This is a genomic window from Marinobacter manganoxydans MnI7-9, assembly GCF_000235625.1.
In the GTDB taxonomy this organism is placed as follows: domain Bacteria; phylum Pseudomonadota; class Gammaproteobacteria; order Pseudomonadales; family Oleiphilaceae; genus Marinobacter; species Marinobacter manganoxydans.
The window spans coordinates 209820-229700 of the sequence record NZ_AGTR01000085.1; the positions used below are offsets into that span (position 1 = coordinate 209820).

The 19881-nt window shown below is 59.3% G+C and carries 19 protein-coding genes; 7 read left to right on the forward strand and 12 right to left on the reverse strand.

What is annotated here, in order from left to right:
- Nucleotides 1–8 precede the first annotated feature (8 nt).
- From KYE_RS19555 to KYE_RS19585, 7 genes are all read right to left on the reverse strand, one after another.
- Entirely contained in the window at nucleotides 9–527 is a 519-nt protein-coding gene (locus tag KYE_RS19555) for an Hcp family type VI secretion system effector (protein WP_008176957.1), read from the reverse strand.
- Nucleotides 528–741: 214 nt separating this feature from the next.
- Nucleotides 742–2466: a bifunctional protein-serine/threonine kinase/phosphatase gene (locus KYE_RS19560; protein ID WP_008176960.1), complete on the reverse strand. Its 1725-nt coding sequence runs from the start codon at nucleotides 2464–2466 to the stop codon at nucleotides 742–744.
- Between the two features lie 77 nt (nucleotides 2467–2543).
- Nucleotides 2544–3392 carry a formate/nitrite transporter family protein gene (locus KYE_RS19565; protein WP_008176963.1) on the reverse strand — a complete coding sequence of 283 codons (849 nt, stop codon included), beginning with the start codon at nucleotides 3390–3392 and terminating at the stop codon, nucleotides 2544–2546.
- 335 nt (nucleotides 3393–3727) lie between these two features.
- Complete coding sequence (locus tag KYE_RS19570; RefSeq protein ID WP_008176966.1) at nucleotides 3728–4468, reverse strand: energy transducer TonB; 741 nt, start codon at nucleotides 4466–4468, stop codon at nucleotides 3728–3730.
- Nucleotides 4465–4875 (reverse strand): ExbD/TolR family protein, encoded by a 411-nt coding sequence (locus tag KYE_RS19575; protein WP_008176968.1) that lies wholly within the window; start codon nucleotides 4873–4875, stop codon nucleotides 4465–4467. Before KYE_RS19575 ends, KYE_RS19570 begins: the two co-directional genes overlap by 4 nt.
- Entirely contained in the window at nucleotides 4872–5267 is a 396-nt protein-coding gene (locus KYE_RS19580) for an ExbD/TolR family protein (RefSeq protein ID WP_008176970.1), read from the reverse strand. Before KYE_RS19580 ends, KYE_RS19575 begins: the two co-directional genes overlap by 4 nt.
- The gene (locus KYE_RS19585) at nucleotides 5254–6042 is read right to left on the reverse strand and encodes a MotA/TolQ/ExbB proton channel family protein (RefSeq protein WP_008176973.1); all 789 of its coding nucleotides are present in this window, start codon (nucleotides 6040–6042) and stop codon (nucleotides 5254–5256) included. The genes KYE_RS19580 and KYE_RS19585 overlap by 14 nt, the downstream gene beginning before the upstream one ends.
- A gap of 187 nt (nucleotides 6043–6229) precedes the next feature.
- On the opposite strand from KYE_RS19585, the gene KYE_RS19590 reads away from it, so the two are divergent.
- Nucleotides 6230–8572, forward strand: coding sequence for a diguanylate cyclase domain-containing protein (locus KYE_RS19590; protein ID WP_008176975.1), 2343 nt, complete (start codon nucleotides 6230–6232; stop codon nucleotides 8570–8572).
- On the opposite strand, the gene KYE_RS19595 is transcribed toward KYE_RS19590, so the two are convergent.
- On the reverse strand, nucleotides 8555–9325 hold the full coding sequence (locus tag KYE_RS19595; RefSeq protein WP_008176978.1) for a sulfite exporter TauE/SafE family protein: 771 nt from the start codon (nucleotides 9323–9325) through the stop codon (nucleotides 8555–8557). The genes KYE_RS19590 and KYE_RS19595 overlap by 18 nt on opposite strands.
- The gene (locus KYE_RS19600; protein WP_008176979.1) at nucleotides 9304–10443 is read right to left on the reverse strand and encodes a hypothetical protein; all 1140 of its coding nucleotides are present in this window, start codon (nucleotides 10441–10443) and stop codon (nucleotides 9304–9306) included. Before KYE_RS19600 ends, KYE_RS19595 begins: the two co-directional genes overlap by 22 nt.
- 52 nt (nucleotides 10444–10495) lie before the next feature.
- On the opposite strand from KYE_RS19600, the gene KYE_RS19605 reads away from it, so the two are divergent.
- Together KYE_RS19605 and KYE_RS19610 are read left to right on the forward strand one after the other, a co-directional pair.
- Nucleotides 10496–11983, forward strand: coding sequence for an amidase (locus KYE_RS19605; protein ID WP_227497889.1), 1488 nt, complete (start codon nucleotides 10496–10498; stop codon nucleotides 11981–11983).
- A gap of 130 nt (nucleotides 11984–12113) precedes the next feature.
- Nucleotides 12114–12731, forward strand: coding sequence for a hypothetical protein (locus KYE_RS19610; RefSeq protein WP_008176983.1), 618 nt, complete (start codon nucleotides 12114–12116; stop codon nucleotides 12729–12731).
- A gap of 36 nt (nucleotides 12732–12767) precedes the next feature.
- Here KYE_RS19610 and KYE_RS19615 read toward each other — a convergent pair whose 3' ends face one another.
- Nucleotides 12768–14189, reverse strand: a complete 1422-nt coding sequence (locus KYE_RS19615; protein ID WP_008176985.1) for an HDOD domain-containing protein — start codon at nucleotides 14187–14189, stop codon at nucleotides 12768–12770.
- A gap of 211 nt (nucleotides 14190–14400) precedes the next feature.
- Here KYE_RS19615 and KYE_RS19620 point away from each other — a divergent pair, with 211 nt between their 5' ends.
- The 3 genes from KYE_RS19620 (at nucleotide 14401) to KYE_RS19630 (ending at nucleotide 17044) form a co-directional block, all read left to right on the forward strand.
- Complete coding sequence (locus KYE_RS19620) at nucleotides 14401–15408, forward strand: methionine ABC transporter ATP-binding protein (RefSeq protein ID WP_008176987.1); 1008 nt, start codon at nucleotides 14401–14403, stop codon at nucleotides 15406–15408.
- Nucleotides 15408–16073: a methionine ABC transporter permease gene (locus tag KYE_RS19625; RefSeq protein ID WP_008176989.1), complete on the forward strand. Its 666-nt coding sequence runs from the start codon at nucleotides 15408–15410 to the stop codon at nucleotides 16071–16073. The genes KYE_RS19620 and KYE_RS19625 overlap by 1 nt, the downstream gene beginning before the upstream one ends.
- A gap of 188 nt (nucleotides 16074–16261) precedes the next feature.
- Nucleotides 16262–17044: a MetQ/NlpA family ABC transporter substrate-binding protein gene (locus tag KYE_RS19630; protein ID WP_008176992.1), complete on the forward strand. Its 783-nt coding sequence runs from the start codon at nucleotides 16262–16264 to the stop codon at nucleotides 17042–17044.
- A 78-nt stretch (nucleotides 17045–17122) separates the two neighbouring features.
- Here KYE_RS19630 and KYE_RS19635 read toward each other — a convergent pair whose 3' ends face one another.
- Nucleotides 17123–17776, reverse strand: coding sequence for a peroxiredoxin (locus KYE_RS19635; protein ID WP_008176994.1), 654 nt, complete (start codon nucleotides 17774–17776; stop codon nucleotides 17123–17125).
- A gap of 122 nt (nucleotides 17777–17898) precedes the next feature.
- The gene (locus tag KYE_RS19640) at nucleotides 17899–19260 is read right to left on the reverse strand and encodes an alanine/glycine:cation symporter family protein (protein WP_008176996.1); all 1362 of its coding nucleotides are present in this window, start codon (nucleotides 19258–19260) and stop codon (nucleotides 17899–17901) included.
- Nucleotides 19261–19442: 182 nt separating this feature from the next.
- Here KYE_RS19640 and KYE_RS19645 point away from each other — a divergent pair, with 182 nt between their 5' ends.
- Nucleotides 19443–19874, forward strand: coding sequence for a CBS domain-containing protein (locus KYE_RS19645; protein ID WP_008176998.1), 432 nt, complete (start codon nucleotides 19443–19445; stop codon nucleotides 19872–19874).
- Nucleotides 19875–19881 lie beyond the last annotated feature (7 nt).

Consider the following 19881-nt stretch of genomic DNA (forward strand, 5'->3'; position numbering starts at 1 on the left):
TGGCGTGATTACGCCTCGATCGGCGAACGCCAGTCGTCAGCACCGGAAGTACCGGCAACGGCGTGCTCCCAGGTTACCTTGCGGTAGGACAGGGAAACGGTGACCAGCTGGGTGAAGTCGGCGTTGCCGGCGTCCTGGCAGTGGGGCATGTTGCAGTTGATGTCGATAATGGTCGCATCTTCGAGGATGGTGGAGAAAAAGTGCTCCTGCTTGCCCTCAACAGAGGTGCGGTACCACTTCAGCTCGACCTTGGGCAGCATCTCGCCGGAGGCGAGGGCGTTGTACATCAGCGGGGTGGCCTTGTTCAGGGCGGAGGTGAACTTGAACGGCTTGTGCACGCGCTGACCGGATGGCTGACCGGACTGGGGATCGGTCGGTACGGTAACAACGTGGCTGAATTCCTGCACCAGCACTTCGTCTTCGTGGCCTTCCACGTAGATGTTACCGACAGAATCGGACGTGAATGCGCCGGCGGTGATGTTGCCCTGGGTCTGGCCTTCGATGCTGATATAACAAGGAGTTGGCATAGTCTGCTCCATGACTTGTGAATGAATAGTGTCCCCGGGTGTTCCCTGGACGCGGACTTTCATTACAAAGCCTGTGCCAGAAGAGGAAATAGTTTTTAAAACAGTGGGTTATCTTTTTTCTCGGAGATGTCCCCGGCGGGCCAGGCAACCGCGCGCCCGAACGCCGGGCGAAGGATTGCTGGTGGGGCAAAAACTTGCTCGGGCAATACCCGCTTCAGCCCAGGCCGAGGGCTGCCAGCAACGCCAGGAGCAATAACGCGGATACACCCTGCCAGAAGGCCACGGGATTGCGCTCCATTAACGGCGGCCGATGACGCTTGTGCCAGTCGACGGATGGGTGTCGCAGCTTGTACAGGTATTCCGAGAGCGCCGGGTAACGTCTGTGGGCCTGAGGGTGAACCGCTTTTTCAATTGTATCGTCGACCCAGGCGGGAAGATTCTCACGTAAGTGTCTCGCGGGCCGGTAGTTCAGCCCGCGAAGCTGGTTCCGGCTATGGATTTTCGGTACTTCCGCGCCATAGGGAAGCTGGCCGGTGAGCAACTGGTAGGTAATCACGCCCAGGGAGAACTGGTCTGATAGCCAGCTGCCGGGCTCGCCGAGAAAGGTCTCAGGGGCACTGTAAAGGGCGGCCCCCCGAGGAACCGCCTGTTCGCCGATCTCAGAGTCCTCAAGGCCGGCGACCCGGGTGGCACCGAAATCAATCAGCGTGACAGTGCCATGGGGATCCACCAGCACGTTTTCCGGCTTCAGGTCCTGGTGCACCATTTCAAGCCGGTGGAATGCCCTCAAGCCTTTACCAATCTGCTCAACGAGATCACGCACGGTATCAAGTGTCGGAGCCGGGTTGTCCAGCATCCATTGCCGCAAGGTACAGCCTTCCACGAACTCTGTGGCCTGGTAGAGAAAGCTGGGTCGTTGGCTGGACTGGAACGGTCTTGCGACATGAGCGCTGCTGATTCGCCTGGCAATCCACTGCTCGGTGGAAAACTGTTCCAGGTAGACCGGATCGTGTCTCTGTTCCAGTGAGGGCATCTTCAGCACCACCCGGGTATCGGTTTCCTCATCCACCGCCAGGTAGACATGGCTGCGGCTGCTGGCGTGAATCTGTCTCAGAATCCGGTAACCGTCCAGATGTTGGCCCGGCTGAAGTTCCGGCGCAAAGGGCAGCTGGGCCAGCTGGTGAAACAGCTCGCTGCTTTCCGGAACCGCGGGGACCGAGTTCACCCGGATGATCTGGGCGGTCAGGTTGTCATCACTGCCCTGTTCGAGGGCCTGGGCTGCCAACCGGCGGGCGGCAGCGTCCAGATCATCGCCAGATTCCCGGATGATACCGGCCATGGTTCGCTCATCCAGGTGCTCATGGATGCCGTCGGTCGCCAGCAAAAAGGTATCGCCGGGCTGGATCGGCAGGCTTCGATAATCGATATCCAGTTGATGGCCAATGCCCATGGCCCGGGTCAGGCAGCTCTCTTCCGGGGAGAGCCAGAGCCGGTGATCGGTGCTGAGCTGTTCAAGTTGGTCGTGGTGAACCCGGTAGATGCGGGTGTCGCCGATATGAAACAGATGTGCGGTGGCGGACCTGAGCACCATCACGCTCAGGGTACAGACATAGCCTCGGTCGCGGTCATAGCGGTATTGGCTTTGCCGGGTCTGGGCATGAAGCCAGGCATTGGTTGCGAGCAGCACCCGTTGGGCGGACTGTTTCACCGACCAGCTTTCCGGAGTGGAAAAGTAGTCGCTGAGGAAACCCGCGACGGCGGACTCGCTGGCAATCTGGCTGACATTGCTGGAGCTGATGCCGTCGGCGATGGCAACGGCGATGCCTTTGGTGATCAGCTGGTGGCCCTTTGGCACCAGTAAACCGTGGAAGTCCTGGTTGACTGGTTTGACGCCAGCGTCGGAGTACTGGCCGGCGGAAACGGAAAGGGAGCTGGTCATTGGGAAACGGCATTTCCTCGATCAAGGAAAACGCAACTCCGGCGGGTGCGGCAGCCGGAGTTGCAGGACGCCCCGACTCAGTTGGTACGGGCCAGGGCAGCGTCGTTGTAGGTTTCCGCAACCTTGCGCTTGGGCGCGGTGCGCACATGGGTGGTGTAGAGGGTCAGGCCGGTAAAGGCGAGGCCGCCAACCAGGTTACCCAGAACGGTGGGAATCTCGTTCCACCACAGGTAGTCCATCACCGAGAACTCGCCGCCCATGATGATGGCAGACGGGAACAGGAACATGTTCACGATGGAGTGCTCGAAACCCATGAAGAAGAACAGCATGATGGGCATCCACATAGCCAGTACCTTGCCACTGACGCTGGTGGAAATCATGGCGCCAACCACGCCCATGGAGACCATCCAGTTGCACAGCATGCCGCGAATGAAAATGGTGGCCCAGCCGGCAGCACCGAACTCCGCGTAGCCAAGCGTGCGCGCTTCACCAACACTGGCAATCTTCGCGCCAACGGCACCGGGATCGGTATTGAAACCGTAGGTGAAGATAAACGCCATCATGAAGGCGACGGTCAGTGCGCCGCCCAGGTTGCCAAGGAATACCCAACCCCAGTTGCGCAGTATGGCTGCCGGGGTCACTCCGGGGCGTTTATCAAGCAATGCAAGGGGCGTGAGCATGAACACGCCGGTCAGCAGGTCGAAGCCCATCAGGTAAAGCATGCAAAAGCCGATCGGGAACAGGATGGCGCCGATCAGGAACACGCCGGTCTCGACCGCTACGGTAATGGCAAACGCGGCAGCCAGCGCCAGAATGGCGCCCGCCATAAAGGCCCGAATCAGTGTGTCCCGCGTTGACATGTAGATCTTGGATTCGCCGGCGTCGACCATTTTGGTGACGAACTCCGAAGGCACGATGTAAGACATAATGTTTCCCCTGACTTCTCTCGGATGGCCGGACTTTTCAAGCGGCCAAAAAAAACGGCGGTACCCGGTGCCTGCAATTTGCAGGTGCGAGTAGACGCCGTCGTCTGAATGAATCTGTCGCTGTGAGCAGAACCGACATTGGTTCCGCTAACCGAGTGGGTGCAGAGACTGTGCCAGCTTGGCGGTCTGCCGGGGAAAACGGATATAAATCAAAAGGGTAACGTTCTGAGAGGGATGTCGCGCGAAGCGGGTGAAGACGCGATTGCTGATCCGACGCACCCGATCGGTGCGTGAATGGTTAAGGCTGCTGCAACCTGGCGCAGCCATGGCGAGGCTCAGCGAAGGCTGAAGCGCACTGGCAAGGCGTAGCGGAATTTTTGTCCGGCAATCTCGTCGGGTACCTCAGGCAGAGGTGCTGCCTGCTCCAGCATGGCCAGTGCCGACTCGTCCAGAAGCTGGTGTCCGGAGCTGGTTCTCAGGCTGTGGGCGATCAGCGAGCCATCCCTCTGGAATTCGAACACAATGACAGGAGTGCCTTCCTGGCCCAGGCGCCTTGCCCGGCGGGGATATTCATAATACCGGGCAAGGTGGCGGCTGAGTCTGGACAGGTAATTGTCCACTTCTGATTTGACGCCAGCGTTCTGCAATGGAACGGTCGCCTGTGATTGTTGCTCCGTTGCAGTTTCTGCCGGCTCACCGCTTGGTGCTTGCGCTTCGGCGGTCTTTGGCTCGGGCGTGGGTTCCGCTACCGGCTGAGGTTCAGGCGCTGGCTCAGGTTTCGGCTCAGGCTCAGGTTCAGGCTCCGGCTCCGGCTCCGGCTCCGGCTCTGGCTCTGGCTCTGGCTCTGGTTTGGGTTCCGGTTGGGGTTCGGGTTCTGACTTTGGCGCAGCTTCGGGTTTCGGCGCGGGTTCACCGGCCAGCTTTATGCGAATAGCGGGCGCCGTATTGACCGCGGATTCGCCCAAAGTGTTGAGCTCCACCGTCTTTTCGGGAGACGCGAACACCAGGGCGACAAGAGTGATCATGAATGCCAGCAGCAAGAGTGCCCACCGGAAGGGCGGTTGTTGCGGCATCATTGGCCAGGCTCCGTCAACAACAGAATATCCTTGTATCCGGCTTCCTCAAGCAACCGGAACAGTGTCTCCAGGTCCGCCATGGTGATTCGTTCTGCAGCGGCGATTTTCAGGGGCTGCTCTTCGCCAGGTTCTGGCAGTCTGGCAACCAGGGAGTCCCTGTCGAGTAGCTCGCCGTTCACTTTCCACTCGCCCTCGGCACTGACAATCATGTCCGCGTGCGGCGACTGCCGGTCCTCCGCCTGCTGCGTGGCAGGCAATTCCGGAAGTGGGTCATCGGTCAGTTGGCCGGCAACAATGAAAAACATGAGCAGCAGAAACACAAGGTTGATCAACGGCAGAAGTGCATCTTCCACACGTTCCATCAAGGTTTTGCCGGAGGTAAACGGAGGTGGAACCAGATCGCTCATGGTGTTGTCGCGTTCGTCCGCTTCCAGTGGCTGTCGATACCCTGGTCAACCAGGCTGCTGAGCACCCGGGTGAAGGCTCCCAGCGGTGTGTCGCCGGTTGTTGCGAGGTTTACTTCGGTAATACCGGCGTTGCCCAGCTCGGTCATGAGCTGGTCGAGGGCCATGGCCTGTCCCTGCCACTGCACCTTGCCATTGGCAGTCACTGTCAGCTCGGGCAGCGGCTCGCCAGTGATCGGGCTGCGGTTCGAGGTGTTGTTGGCCAGCTCCAGGTAATCCACGGGCAGTAGCCGGGTGGTCAGCATAAAGAACACCAGAAGTATGAACACCACATCAATCAGAGGCGTAATCCGGATCGGAATCGGACGACTTGGTCTCGGTTCAACCAGTTGCATGGGCGAATCGCTGACCCCGGACGGTTGAATAGCGATCAGGCTCCTCGCTGGCTGTCTCTGTATCAAGCTGTTGCGCCGGAGACTGGTACGACGTGTCCGCGGCCTCCAGAGTCTGCTCCGGCACGATATGCAGAACTGAAACCAGGGTGCTGTTGATGGTCTTGTGGATGCGGCGCAGACGGAACTCGATCCAGGCAGCCAGGGCGGCAAAGGGTATGGCGACAACCAGGCCCGCCGCCGTGGTGGTCAGCGCCTCATAGATGCCGCCACTGAGTTGAGTGGCGTTGGCCCGGCCTTCGGTAGCCGCCATGGCGCTGAAAGCTTCCATCATGCCGAGCACGGTTCCCAGCAGACCGAGCAGTGGCGCCAGGGCTGCGATGACTTCAATAATCTTGAGGGGTGCCTCGAACGGCTCGAGAGAATGTTGCGCATCCCGCGCGGCGGTTTCCCGAATCTGGCGATCATCCTGGCCGTTCTGAATGGCCTCAATCGTATCGGTGACAAGCCGCTGCAGCGGATTCATCTGCCCCCATCGTCCGGCCTGATGTCGAACCTCGGACGGTCGGACTGACGCCGGATCCTTCTGCCAGTTCATTACGGTTTGTTTAAGCCGGCCAGACAAACGCGGTGCATAGAGGGCCCCGAGAAGCATCAGATACACGAAGGTAACGAAGCCAATGACGGCAAGCACCACCAGAACAATCATGACAGGGCCACCCATATCAATAAGTTGGGTGATCGGGCCGGCATTCAGGGGCAGAGTTAGGTCCGTCATGCGAAGAGTTCTCAATGTGCAAAAATGGAACTAAATAATAACGATTATCATTGAATTTGCAAGCGTGTAACCTGACTTCACAAAGCCCTCTGTTAGAATTGAGTTAAATGTAAGAGTTGCAAAAAGAAAGAAAAAACGGAGGTCAGATCATTACCGGTTGTCGAACCCGCTGCGGAGTCTGGATGTCATGCTGATCAAGCGATGGTTGGGCAGCCTGGCGAATCGGGCCGTTGCGCTGGTGGTTGTCGCGATCATCCTGACAGCCTTGCTGGTAACCGTCGCCGGTTTCCTGCTTAGCCGTTCTGAGCTGGAACAGCAGGCCCGTAACCAGGTGGAAACGATTGCCACCCTGATTGCCGGGGAGCTGGACGACAAGCTCGCCCTGCGTCTTGAAGCACTCAATCACGTGGCCCAGAACCTGACCATGTCCAGCGATGTTCTGGACGCAAGAGCCCGGGTTCTGATCCGCCGGCAAACAGCCCTGGGTCACCTGTTCGATGCGGTCTACCTGATGGATGAAAAGGGCCTGGTTATTGCCGAGCATCCAGAGGATTACCACCAGGCGGGGTTGAATGTCAGTGACCGGGAGTATTTTCGCCGGATTTCCTCCACGCTCACACCAGTGATCAGCGAGCCCTACATCTCCAACTATCAGGACAAGCCGGCCATCATGGTGGCCGCGCCGATCTTCGACCACCGCCAGCGTTTCATTGGTGTGATTGGTGGCGCCATCGCCCTGGATGGCAACAATTTTCTTGATCAGTTTATCAATATCCGCATAGGAACTTCCGGTTATCTGGGAGTGGCAACCCGGAGTGGTTTTGTGGTCGTCAATCAGCGGGGTGACGAAGCCATGACGCCGGTGCGGGTAGCGAATCCTGTGCTCCGGGATGCCATGGAGGGCTTTGAAGGCACGCTGGAGACTCGCAGCAGCGACGGGGAAAGAACCATCATGTCGGTACAGCAGCTGACCCAGGTGCCCTGGTTTGTTTCCGCCTCCTGGCCTGCCCGGGAAGCCCTTGCACCAATTACACGCACGGTGGATGCCTTCGTTTGGATCCTGCTGCTGGTCATCCTCTTGATTGCGCCCGTGGCACTGTGGCGTTTCCGGCGGCTGATGGCGCCGCTCAAGACATTGGGCATCCAGATCCGTGAGCGCCACCTGGGTATGCGTTCCGATCCGGTGGATGTCGCCGGGGGTAAGGAAATCCGCCAGGTTGCCGAGATCTTTAACACGGTGACCGATGAGCGTGATGAAGTTCTGGTGTCTCTGGCAGAAAGAGAGGCATTTTTCCGTTCCCTTACCCAGAGTGCGCCCATCGGTATTGTCCAGACCGACGTCCTGGGCCGTATCGAGTTTGCCAACCCGGCTTTCGAGGCGATCGTCGGCAAACCGGCGGAAGATCTCACATACAGTTACCTGGCCGATCGTGTGGACAATGCCGACCGGCAGGAGGCGATTGCCGGTTGGAAGAATGCGATCAGGAGCCAGAGCGTTTTCCGGGGCCGGTTGAGACTGGCGGCTCCGGATCGGGTGATCTGGGCCGATGTGATGACGGCGGCAATCCAGACGCCTGAAAAGGCTCTCGGCACCATCACGGTCGTTCGCGATATATCCCATGAGCTGGAAGTGGAAGAGGCACTCAAGACCGAGCAGCAGCGCGCGGAAACCATACTCCGCGTTCTTCAGGAAGGCGTCCTGATGGTCGATGTCGAGGGGGTTATCCGGTTTGCCAACGATGCTGCCTGCCGCCTGCTGGGCATTGAGGGCGAGTGCGTGCTTAGAAACTTCTTCCAGTTGGTTACCATCGAGACGGAAGAGCGGGAACTGACGGCACAGGAGTTCCTGTCCGGGGATGACCTGGACAGCCTTTACGTCACCTTGCGGAACTCATTGGGCGTTCCCTTCCCCATAGACCTCACCATGCTGCACATTCGCCAGGGGCGAGAGGATGAGCGTCTGGTTTTCGTGCTGAGGGACGACAGCGATCGCCGTCGTCAGGAAGAACGGCTGTCCTGGGAAGCGACCCACGACAGCTTGACCCAGTTGCTGAATCGTCGGGCGTTCAATGCGTCGCTGGTCCGGTGCCTGGGAGAGGCCGGTCGCCAGGAAGTCCGTTCGGTACTGATGCTCATCGATCTCGACTATTTCAAACCGGTAAACGATGAAGGCGGTCACCTGCTTGGCGACGACCTGCTCAAACGGCTGGCGGATCTGTTCAAGGACTCGGTTCGTCAGTCCGATACGGTGGCCAGGCTGGGCGGTGATGAGTTCGGCATTATTCTGCCTGCCTGCGGCATAAAAAGGGCCCAGGCGCTGGCGGAGCGGATCCGCGCCGATGTTGAGGCGCTTCGCATTGAACATGACGGCCGCTCATTCGGTGTAACCACGAGTATTGGCCTGACAGAACTGACACCGCAGGACAGCGGCCCCAGAGAGGTTATGGCCCGGGCGGATGAGGGTAGCTATATCGCCAAGTCCCGGGGTCGCAATACGGTTGTTGTGGTTCCTTCACCACCAGCCGGCTGAGAGACTGGCCTGCCATAGCAGGCGAATCGCAAGCGCGGTCAGCACGATATTGAAGATCAGTGTGAACTTCCGGTTGCTCAGGGAGCTAAGCACATGGAGGCCCAGCCAGGTGCCGGCAAAGCCACAGCCAATCATGGCAAGGATGAACGGCAGCCACTCAAAGAACATGAACCCGGCCGCTCCGAACACCAGAGCCTTGGGTGCATGCTGGAGCGTCATGGCGGTGGCGAAGGTGGCCACGGTTTTGAACCTGTCGGTGTGAATCTGCTTGATGAACGCCGCAACCAGCGGCCCGGTGGCGCCCACGAACAGGCTGACAAAACTGGTCAGGGCCGAGGCCAGAAACACCCCGGGGGCACCGAAGGCACCCTTTGGTAGTGCCGGCCCCCAGCAAAGATAGAGAACGAACAGGGCGATGGTCAGCTGCCAGATGTGGGCCGGAAGATTCACCAGTAGCCAGGCGCCCAGCGCCGCCCCTGCGATCACACCGGGCAGGAACGCGGCAATCACCCGCCAGTCTACGTGCCGCCAGGTCAGTGCCGCCCGGCCAACATTGGAGCCCAACTGGATCATGCCATGAACCGGGATGATGGCCGCAGGCGGCATCCAGCTGGCCATCAGTACCAGCAGCAGAACGCCGCCACCGGCGCCTAGGCTGGCGGTGATCATCGAAGTTATGGTGGAGCTGGCAAGCAGGAAAACGGCGACCGGGAGGCTCAGGCTTTCGGGTATCAGTTGGTTGAGTACTTCCATTCACAGAATTCCGTTGATTTGAGTTTGGCCGTGCGACACAGGGCCTCGGTTGCCAGCTGAACGTCGGCCACATAGTAGAGCGATGCAAGACCGAGGCGGTCCCGCCCCAGGTTGTGAAAAATCAGGCCGAAGGCAATATCGCCGGCGGTAAAGCGTTCATGGTTGGCGGCAAAATACTCGGCTGGCTGTGCCAGCACCGGGTCGTCCAGCAGCGCCTGGACCCGTCCGGCGCCGCCATGATAGGCCTGAACCAGTAAAAGGGTGAACAATCGGTCCCTTTTGGCCTCCGGCAAATGGCCGAACCGTTGCTGGAACACCGGTGCCAGATTGCGGGCATTCTGGTTCATCAAACGCAGGGCGCAATCGATCTGTGCCAGCCGGTGCCAGTAATTGTCGGGGGCGATCTCGCAGTCGGACAGGGCGGCGGGTGAAAGCTGCAGGATGCCCCTGGCGTTTGCCCGGGAATGGGCTCTTGCCTGGGCTCCACTTTCAATCAGGATCTGGCCGGCCAGATATCGGGGCAAGGCTTGCGGCAGGGTCAGGCGGTTCTGGTTGCTGCGGTGTTCGTATACGTAGATCAGAGCATCATGCAGGCTTTCCGGAGCACTACTGTCGGCAAAGTTGAGGTCGTCCCAGGCGCCCCAGATCCGGTCTGCCGGCAGGGTGCCAAGATAGCGGGCAACGGCTTCATCGACGTTTACATGGGGCTGGTCGCAGGAAAGGGCGAACGGATAGCCTGTCTGGCCGGTCTCTCCGGCAACCCAGTCTTCCACCTTGCCATTCTCATACAATGATTTCCGGGTTGCGTTCAGCAGTCGCTGGGTGGTGTCGCGGTCGTCACCGTCACTGATCCAGGCCAGAAACCGGCCGCGCATGTCGTATAGAACGTGGCGATCGGCACTGGCGCAATAGCCGGATTCCTTCAATACCCAGCGTCTGATGGTGAGAATGTTTTCAAACACCCCCTGGCTGACCCAATAGGGCGAGGAACGGACGACGCGGGTCCAGTCGCTGTCGTCACTGGTGGCTGGCGGCGTTTCCTGGGCGGCAACGGTCACCGATGCCGCCAGGATGAAAATCACGGCAAGCTGGCGTAAGCTCTTGAGAATTCTGACCATAGACGTTATACCCGTGACCTTCCTCAAAACAGAATAACAAATGGAACCTGCCATGAAGCAATCTGAATACCTACGTTACGATGCTACTGCACTCGCTGATCTTGTCCGTCGGGGCGAGGTCACTTCAAGGGAAGTATGCGAGGCGGCCGTGGAACGGGCAACCCGAGTGAACGGCACGCTGAACGCGATCTGCTATCCCCAGTTCTCCGAAGCGCCAGCCCAGCGTTTCCCCGAGCAGGCCGTTTTTGCCGGCGTCCCTCTGCTGCTGAAGGACCTTGCCCAGGAACAGGCTGGGCACCCGTGTACCTATGGCAGTCGCGGGATGACAAAGAATATTGCGCCCCAGGACTCGGAATTCGTCCGTCGGGCCCGGGACGGCGGTCTGGTTTTCCTGGGGCGAACCGCCACGCCGGAGTTTGGTCTGAAAGCGGTGACCGAGTCTGAGCTCTGGGGGCCAACCCGCAACCCCTGGAACACGGAGCTGACCCCGGGTGGCTCAAGTGGCGGCTCCGGCGCGGCGGTGGCGGCCGGCATTGTACCCATGGCCGGCGCCAACGATGGCGGCGGCTCCATCCGCATTCCAGCTGCCTACAATGGCCTGTTTGGCCTCAAGCCGTCCCGGGGACGCATTTCCTCGGGTCCCTTTATGGGTGAAGCCTGGACCGGTGCGTCTACCGACCATGTGGTCAGCCGGACGGTGAGAGACAGTGCGGCGATGCTGGATGTGCTCAGTGGGCCGGCTCCGGGCGACCCGTTCGAGATTCCCGGGCCGTCTGCGGCCTACTCCGAGCTCATGCAGCGGTCTCCGGGCAAGCTAAGAATCGGCGTGTTCACGTCTTCACCCTACAATACGGAGGTAGCACCGGAGTGCGTTGCAGCCGTGGAGGAAACGGCCCGGGTTCTCGAGAATCTGGGTCACAGGGTTGAGTACGCTGCGCCGGAATTCGACGGAATGGCTCTTGCCCGCTGCTACCTGGGCCTGTATTTCGGCGAAGTGTCGGCGCTGATGGCGAAGGCGAAAGAGCAGTTCGGCGCTATCGACAGCGATTTCGAGCTGGATACCCGGCTGATCGGCATGCTTGGAGAGACCATGCCGCTCTCCGATTATGTCCGCCGCCGCCAGCAGTGGAACGATTTTGCCAGGGCGCTGGGCGCGTTCTTCGGGAGTTACGATCTATACCTCAGCCCTGCGACCGGGCAATTGCCGGCGGCCATCGGTGAACTGGAAACGCCGGCCCATCTCAAGTTTGCAGCACGCCTGATGCTGAAATTGAAGGCCGGTAAACTGGTGCATCGTTCTGGACAGGTGGACCAGATGGCCCTGGAAAGCCTGGCGCGAACGCCGTTTACCCAGCTGGCCAACCTCACCGGGACACCTGCCATGTCTGTGCCGATGCACTGGACTGCCGAAGGTTTGCCGGTGGGGGTGCAGTTCGGCGGGCCCCACGGCGCCGAAGCGACCCTGCTTCAGTTGGCGGGCCAACTGGAAGAGGCAAACCCCTGGTTCGGCAATTATGAAAAACTTGAGGACGCGTTTTGAGTTATCCGGGGTTGTGATCCGGCTGGGGAAACTCCACGTTTATCTTTGTAGCCGGAACAGGCTATGCTGTTAGTCAGGAAGACCCCTTCTTCCTGAACGACCCTGATGGCATCGAGGAGGCGAGCGTATTATGAACCAACCGATGGCAATCGATGAACTGGTATCAGTAGCACAGGCCGAGGCCATGGGGGAGTTAGACGCCCCGATGATGGCCATCGTTCTGTCCAGCGAGCAAAGCTACGACTTGCCCATCAATTCCCTTGAAACCGATGCCGACAAGGCCCGCTGGGGGTTGATCCTCCGCGCCGCCCGCGAGCATGTTGAAGCGGATGCCGTGGCTGTGCTGTACCCGGCCTGGACCACCATCCGTCACAAGAAACCTGAAGTGGAAGCCGAAGCGGCCCCAGAAGCCGTTGAGGAAGAAGCGGAGGGTGCAGACGATTCAGACGGACCTATAGACACCCTGTTCGTGCAGCTGCACACCAGGGACCATGTTTACTGGCGGGGTTTTGAACAGATTCGGGACCCCAAGCACCAGCGCATCATCGGCTTCCGCCGCATCAAGGCGCTGTCCACCGATTACAAACGCGACGAAGCGCCCTCCGTTGCCTCCTGGCTGAGCACCCTGTTCGAGCCGTTGCCCGAAGAAGGTGAAGAGACCACGGTAGACCGCGAACTGGCCGACCTGCTGGAAGAGCCGGAAGTCAGTGCAGCGCTCTATCCGCGTCAGATGCGAGCTCTCCACTGAAAGGTAACTGACAGCCGGAACCTTTCGCTCCGGCTGTCAGTGTGTGGATAGCAACGTCAGACAGAGTTGTGCGTTTTGGATAAAGTGGCCGAAGGCTGATAGCTGCTCTCTTGAGGGCAGGTAAGCACCGGATGCATTGTCGGCATAGAACAGACCGACCAGCCTTCCATTTGCCTTGATCGGGCCAATCAACGCCGGCACTTTGCCCAGCCAGCGATCATACGCCACGCCTTCGGCGTTTGGTTTTGGTTCGTAGATGCTGCAATGGGCGTGAGGCAGAAGCGGGCCCAGTGGCCCGGTGCCGTCCTTGGGAATCACGAAATGTTCGCGCCATTCCTCGGTGCCACGGCCGCCGAGTTTTCGGGGCACCAGTTCGTTGCCGGTGCGGTCACTCATCAACAGGGCGACTCGCTGCATACCAATAGCACGGTGTATGCCTTCAATTACCAGCTGACAGACTTCGTTGATATCCGGTTTCTCGGCGAGGCAATGGCTTAATTCGCGCAGGATTTCAAGCTGCAGCTCTGCATCCATGTCCGGCGCCCTTGCGCCGGTGTCGCCTGATTTGCCCTCGGCGCCGGGCATCATGGCAGTGACTTGCGGAATGCCCAGGGAAACGGCCACGCGGGTGGCCTCCGATGCGTTCACCTTGAGCTGGTCGCGAACCACCGCCGGGGGCTCACCAATATCCCTGCCCAGGCGTTCCAATACCTTGTCCATGTCCGGACCGCTCCAGCCCTGTTCTGACAGTCGGGCCATTTCCACGGAATTCCGCACCAGGCTCGAAGCCATGGAATTGGCCTGACCCGGAGACACAACATCCCTGATAAATGGCCCGAGGGACCAGGCCTCCACAAGACCGCGGGTGATTTCGGTAAACGTTGAGTGCAGAACGGCTTTCTGGGCCTCAACCGGCGGTTCCTCAAGCCGCAGTCGTTCCTCGAGTTCCGTCGCCTGTTCTGTCTCGCAGGACCAGAACGCCAGCTCGCCGATGTTCATCAGCAAGGCCCCGATAAAAACCTCTTCCAGGGCCGTTTCATTCCGTTTGGGCATCAGACACCGGGCCTGAACCGCGGCGTGAATGGCTCGTGCCAGGCAGCGCAGGAGGTGCGGGCGGTCGTTGCGTTTCAGGAGCGCATCGACGATCAGCGAGGAAATGGCCATGGATTTCACGGCATCGAAGCCGATCAGGGTAATGGCCCGGCTGACCGTGCTGACCTGCGTCCGCGTCTGGTTGTAGAACACGGTGTTGGACAGTCTCAGCACCTGGGAGGTGAGCTGGGCATCGTTGAGGATGACATTGGCCAGTTCGTTAACCGTGCTGTTCCCGCTGTCAGTCAACTCATTGATACGCTTGAGAGTGTTGGCCAGAACCGGCAGCTCGACCTTGCTGAGATAAGTGACCCATGCCTGGGTAGAGTTCATCCGTGAGGGCGTTGGCTGTTTTTCAATGGTCACGTTTTGGCATCTCTGGGTCGCGCTGCTCTCGAAACGGAGGGAAATTAAGGTTCTTATGACATCCAAGTTTAGTTCAGGGCTGTGGCGGATGTCAGGTAACCGTTTGTGTAGGGACATCTACCCACACTGAGAATCATTCCGGAATTCGGGTTTGCCAACCGAATGGGCTATAATCGCCGGTTTTTAACGCTGCACCCACAAGGCGCTGACCGTGATTGTATTTGACCAGGTACAGAAGTCGTATCAGGTAGGCGGCCGGGCGATCCCCGCGCTTCATCCCACCGATATGACCATTGAAACCGGCGAGGTATTCGGCATCGTTGGCCATTCCGGCGCCGGTAAATCGACGCTGGTGCGTCTGATCAACCTGCTGGAACCACCCACCGGCGGTCGTATTCTGATCGACGACGAGAACATTACCGACTACGACGCTGCCGAACTCCGTGCCTTTCGCCGCAAGGTGGGAATGATCTTCCAGCACTTCAACCTGCTGTCGTCGAAAACCGTGGCGGACAACATTGCCTTCCCGATGAAGCTGGCGGGCATCTACTCGAAGACCGAGATCCGTGACCGGGTTGAGGAACTGCTGGCCCGGGTCAGCCTCACCGACCACGCCAACAAATACCCATCGCAGCTCTCCGGCGGGCAGAAACAGCGAGTGGGCATTGCCCGTGCCCTGGCCTGCCGGCCCACGATCCTGCTGTGCGACGAAGCCACCAGCGCCCTTGACCCGCAAACGACCCAGTCGGTGCTGAAGCTGCTGGCCGACATCAACCGGGAACTGGGCCTGACCATCGTACTGATCACCCATGAAATGGACGTGGTGCGCCGGGTCTGCGATCGCGTAGCTGTGATGGATGCTGGTGAAGTGGTCGAAATGGGCCCGGTCAGCGAGGTGTTCCTGCACCCGAAGCACCCGACCACACGAGACTTTGTCTTCGAGAGCGAAAGCATTGACCGGGACGAACTCCAGGAAGACCTGAGCAAGGCCAGCGGCCGGATCCTCCGCCTGACCTTCAAGGGCGAATCCACTTATAAACCGCTGCTGGGCAGCGTTGCCCGGGAGTCCGGCGTGGATTTCAGCATTCTTTCCGGCCGAATCGACCACATCAAGGACACACCCTACGGCCAACTGACCCTGTCACTGGTGGGCGGTGATCTCGAGGTGGCCATGCAGGCGCTCAAGGCCGCCGACGTTCACGTGGAGGTGCTGCGCTGATGGAAGACCTGTTAAGCAATGTAGACTGGACCGAAATTGGCTGGGCCAGCTGGGATACCCTGGTGATGGTGGGTATGTCCCTGCTGTTCAGCGTCCTGATCGGCCTGCCCATCGGCGTTCTTCTGTTCCTGTTCGGCAAACGCCAGCTGCTGGAACAGCCGGTGGCCTATGCGGTGCTGTCGTTCGTGGTGAACGTGCTCCGTTCCGTGCCGTTCATCATCCTGCTGATCGTTATGATCCCCTTCACCGTAATGCTGATCGGCACGTCGCTGGGCGTGGCCGGAGCAATCCCGCCGCTGGTGGCTGGCGGTGCGCCGTTCTTTGCACGGTTGGTGGAAACTTCCCTGCGAGAAGTGGACCGCGGCATCATCGAGGCCACCCAGGCCATGGGCGCTAGCGTTAAACAGATCATCTTCGGTGCTCTGTTACCGGAAGCGCTGCCAGGCATCATTGCTGGTATCACCGTTACTGCGATCACTCTGGTTTCCTACGCGGCCATGTCCGGAGTCATAGGTGGCGGCGGTCTTGGCGATCTGGCGATCCGCTTCGGCTATCAACGATTCCAGACCGACGTAATGGTCATTACAGTCGCGCTACTGGTTATTTTCGTACAGGTGCTGCAGATGGTCGGCGACCGTCTGGTTCTGTACTTCAGCAGAAAGTAGAAAAGCTGGATATAGGCCGGTGGGCGGTCGGAGTACCCTTCCGAAAACGTGGAGCGCCAGGGATGGCGCGACCGAGCCCTACACGGACGTATTCACGGGCGTTTTTCGGAAGGGTACTCCGACCGACCGCCGGCCGTACTCCGAACCCGAACTCATTTGTTCAAGATGCTCAACAGGAGAATCGATCTATGAATCTGAAGAAAACACTCGCAGCACTGGCTGCCGCAGCTACGTTCTCCGGCGCCGTTGCTGCCGAAGAACTCTCCGTAGCTGCCACCCCGGTTCCCCATGCCGAGATCCTGGAATTCGTGAAGCCCCAGCTGGCCGAGCAGGGCGTGGAACTGGACGTGAAGGTATTCACTGATTACATCCAGCCGAATATCCAGGTGGACCAGAAGCGGATGGACGCCAACTTCTTCCAGCACCAGCCGTACCTGGATGAATTCAACGAAGGCCGTGGTACCAATCTGGTAACCGTGACCGGCGTTCACGTTGAGCCGTTTGGCGCCTACTCCAGCAAGATTGATTCGCTGGACGAGCTCAAAGAAGGTGCGGTGGTTGCCATTCCGAACGACCCGACCAACGGTGGCCGTGCGCTGCTGCTCCTGCAGAAGGCGGGCCTGATCACCCTGAAAGACGAGAGCAAGATCACTGCAACACCCCGTGATATCGCCGATAACCCGAAAGATCTCGACTTCAAGGAACTGGAAGCTGCCACCCTGCCCCGTATCCTGAACCAGGTCGACCTGGCGCTGATCAATACCAACTATGCGCTGGAAGCCGGTCTGAACCCGTCTGAAGACGCGCTGGTGATCGAGGGCTCCGAGTCACCTTATGTGAACATCCTGGTCGCCCGTCCGGACAACAAGGACAGCGAGGCTATGCAGAAACTGGCTGCGGCTCTGAAGTCTGATGCGGTTCGCGACTTCATCATGGAAAAGTATGAGGGTGCAGTGGTTCCGGCATTCTGATTGCCTGATCCACGACCATGAAAAAGGCCGGACAGCGAATGCTGCCCGGCCTTTTTTATAGGCTTAAGAGGCTAGTGATCAGTCACCGCTCCAGTTGGCTTTCGGGTCTGGTGTCATCCGCAGGTAGGATTTCACAGCCTTGTAGCCTTTCGGGAAGCGTTGCTTGATTTCTTCCTCGTCCTGAAGGGACGGAACGATAACGACATCGCCACCACGCTCCCAGTTGCCCGGGGTCGCGACCTTGTGCTCGTCGGTCAGCTGCAGCGAATCGATCACCCGCAGAACCTCGTTGAAGTTACGACCGGTGCTGGCCGGGTAGCTAATCATCAAGCGAACCTTCTTGTTCGGGTCGATCACGAACAGCGAGCGCACGGTAAGGCTGCTGTCGGCATTCGGGTGAATCATGTCGTACAGCTGGGACACCTTGCGATCATGGTCTGCAATGATCGGGAAGTTTACCGCGCAGCCCTGGGTTTCATTGATGTCCTTGATCCACTCGTGGTGGGAATCGACCGGATCAACGCTCAGTGCGATGGCCTTGACGCCGCGCTTGGCGAACTCGTCCTTCAGTTTGGCGGTCAGGCCCAGCTCGGTCGTGCAGACCGGGGTGAAATCCGCCGGGTGCGAGAACAGCACGCCCCAGCTGTCGCCCAGCCAGTCGTAAAACGAAATCTTCCCTTCACTGGAGTCCTGTTCAAAATCAGGGGCGGTATCTCCGAGACGTAAAGTCATGTGTACTCTCCTTTGATCATGTTAGTGACAATTTCGTTTGTTATTCCGGCCCTGAAACGGCCGGGTTGTGTTCTGAGTGTATACGACAAACCTTGGTGCCAGATGAGGCAATTACAAGGGCCTCACACCCCCAATGCCTTCTCTTTCTCAAAGTGCTCCCGGGTGAGCTTGAACACAACCGGGCTCAGCATCAGCAGGGCAATCAGGTTTGGCAGCGCCATCATGGCATTCAGGGTGTCTGCCACCAGCCAGACAAAGCCCAGGTTCAGGGTGGCACCCACCGGGATAGCCAGAATCCATGCAATGCGGTACGGCACGATGGCCTTTACGCCGAACAGGAACTCGATGCAGCGCTCACCATAGAACGACCAGCCCAAAATGGTTGTGAACGCAAAAACTGCGAGGGCAATGGCTACAAGATAGTTGCCAACGCCGGGCAGCGCCTCCTGGAATGCCATGGAGGTCAGTGCCGCCCCGGATTCCCCGGAGGTCCAGGTGCCGGAGGTGATAATCACCAGTCCGGTAATCGTGCAGATGATAATGGTATCGATGAAGGTGCCGAGCATGGCCACCATGCCCTGATTGATCGGGTTTCGGGTTTGTGCGGCGGCATGGGCAATGGGCGCGGAGCCCAGGCCGGCTTCATTGGAGAAGATGCCACGGGCCACCCCGAAGCGGATGGCTGCCCAGACTGCCGCACCGGCAAACCCACCCTCGGCGGCGATGGGGCTGAAGGCATGTTTGATCACCAGGGCAAAAGCGGCGGGAATATCCGCTGCGTTAATCGCCAGCACCACAAGCCCGGCGAGCAGATAGGAAACTGCCATCAACGGCACCAGGGCGCTGGCGACATGGCCAATCCTGCGGATACCGCCGATCAGGACCATACCCACCAGAACCATAAGAACGAGGCCGGTCACCCAGTGCGGCAGCCCAAAGTTGGTCTCCATGACATCGGCAACCGAATTTGCCTGCACAGTATTACCGATGCCGAAACCGGCGATGGCGGCAAAGACGGCAAACAGGACGCCAAGCCAGGCCCACTTGCGACCCAGGCCGTTGCGGATGTAATACATCGGGCCGCCCACGTGGGCACCGCGTTCGTCGACTTCGCGGAAACGCACCGCCAGGACCGCCTCGGAGTACTTGGTGGCCATGCCCACAAGGGCCGTAAGCCACATCCAGAAAAGCGCGCCGGGGCCCCCAAGGAACACGGCTGTGGCAACCCCGGCAATGTTGCCTGTGCCAACGGTGGCTGAGAGCGCTGTCATCAACGCCTGGAACGGCGGGATTTCACCCTCGGATTCAGATCCCGCGGCGGAGCGGCCTTTCCACATCAACCGGAAACCGGCGCCCAGCTTCAGCACCGGCATCAGCTTCAGGCCCAGGCTGAGGAATAGCCCGACGCCCAGAATCAGAACCAGCATGGGTGGGCCCCAGACCAGCCCGTTTATCTGCCCTACGAATTCAGAAATAGCTTCCATGGGATCTCCCTCTGTCTGCCATGGATTGGTTTGGATTTTTGACCCGGATTGGGTATAACCGGCTGAGTTTAGTCAGAAATTTTCCCATGTAAACCGATGGCCCGGTAAAAGTGGTGGATTCAGGGGTGATTGCCTATGCTCATTACAATGGCGACCATCCACCGAGGAGAGAGATTCTGCCCATGCGTTCACTCAAAGTTTCAGATGTCATGTGGAACCACATCGAGCCGGTCCGCTGTGGCACGCAGCTCACCAAGGTGGTAAAGACGCTGCTCCACAACCACGTAACCGGTCTTCCGGTTGTTGATGACCAGCGCCATGTTATCGGATTCATCTCCGAGCAGGACTGTATCCATGCCCTGCTGGTCAGCGGCTATCACCGTGAGGGCGATCCACTTGTTGACGACGTCATGTTCCGGAAACCGGTGACGATTTCGGCAGAGATGGCCGTTGTGGATCTTGCCCAGAACCTCGGTGCGGGCAAGCCAAAGGTGTACCCGGTTGTGGATCACGGCAAACTGATTGGTATTGTCACCCGTACTGCTATCCTGGCCGAGTTGGCGCGCACCGGTTTCGGTCTGGAGCCGCCAAAGCACGCCAGTGCCCTGGACTGAAACACAC

Excerpts from the sequence above, each read along its gene's own strand:
- KYE_RS19555 (WP_008176957.1), bottom strand. The coding sequence starts at position 527 with ATGCCAACTCCTTGTTATATCAGCATCGAAGGCCAGACCCAGGGCAAC.
- KYE_RS19565 (WP_008176963.1), bottom strand. The coding sequence starts at position 3,392 with ATGTCTTACATCGTGCCTTCGGAGTTCGTCACCAAAATGGTCGACGCC.
- KYE_RS19580 (WP_008176970.1), bottom strand. The coding sequence starts at position 5,267 with ATGCAACTGGTTGAACCGAGACCAAGTCGTCCGATTCCGATCCGGATT.
- KYE_RS19570 (WP_008176966.1), bottom strand. The coding sequence starts at position 4,468 with ATGATGCCGCAACAACCGCCCTTCCGGTGGGCACTCTTGCTGCTGGCA.
- KYE_RS19595 (WP_008176978.1), bottom strand. The coding sequence starts at position 9,325 with ATGGAAGTACTCAACCAACTGATACCCGAAAGCCTGAGCCTCCCGGTC.
- KYE_RS19610 (WP_008176983.1), top strand. The coding sequence starts at position 12,114 with ATGAACCAACCGATGGCAATCGATGAACTGGTATCAGTAGCACAGGCC.
- KYE_RS19635 (WP_008176994.1), bottom strand. The coding sequence starts at position 17,776 with ATGACTTTACGTCTCGGAGATACCGCCCCTGATTTTGAACAGGACTCC.
- KYE_RS19605 (WP_227497889.1), top strand. The coding sequence starts at position 10,496 with ATGAAGCAATCTGAATACCTACGTTACGATGCTACTGCACTCGCTGAT.
- KYE_RS19625 (WP_008176989.1), top strand. The coding sequence starts at position 15,408 with ATGGAAGACCTGTTAAGCAATGTAGACTGGACCGAAATTGGCTGGGCC.
- KYE_RS19560 (WP_008176960.1), bottom strand. The coding sequence starts at position 2,466 with ATGACCAGCTCCCTTTCCGTTTCCGCCGGCCAGTACTCCGACGCTGGC.
- KYE_RS19640 (WP_008176996.1), bottom strand. The coding sequence starts at position 19,260 with ATGGAAGCTATTTCTGAATTCGTAGGGCAGATAAACGGGCTGGTCTGG.
- KYE_RS19590 (WP_008176975.1), top strand. The coding sequence starts at position 6,230 with ATGCTGATCAAGCGATGGTTGGGCAGCCTGGCGAATCGGGCCGTTGCG.
- KYE_RS19645 (WP_008176998.1), top strand. The coding sequence starts at position 19,443 with ATGCGTTCACTCAAAGTTTCAGATGTCATGTGGAACCACATCGAGCCG.
- KYE_RS19575 (WP_008176968.1), bottom strand. The coding sequence starts at position 4,875 with ATGAGCGATCTGGTTCCACCTCCGTTTACCTCCGGCAAAACCTTGATG.
- KYE_RS19585 (WP_008176973.1), bottom strand. The coding sequence starts at position 6,042 with ATGACGGACCTAACTCTGCCCCTGAATGCCGGCCCGATCACCCAACTT.
- KYE_RS19630 (WP_008176992.1), top strand. The coding sequence starts at position 16,262 with ATGAATCTGAAGAAAACACTCGCAGCACTGGCTGCCGCAGCTACGTTC.
- KYE_RS19600 (WP_008176979.1), bottom strand. The coding sequence starts at position 10,443 with ATGGTCAGAATTCTCAAGAGCTTACGCCAGCTTGCCGTGATTTTCATC.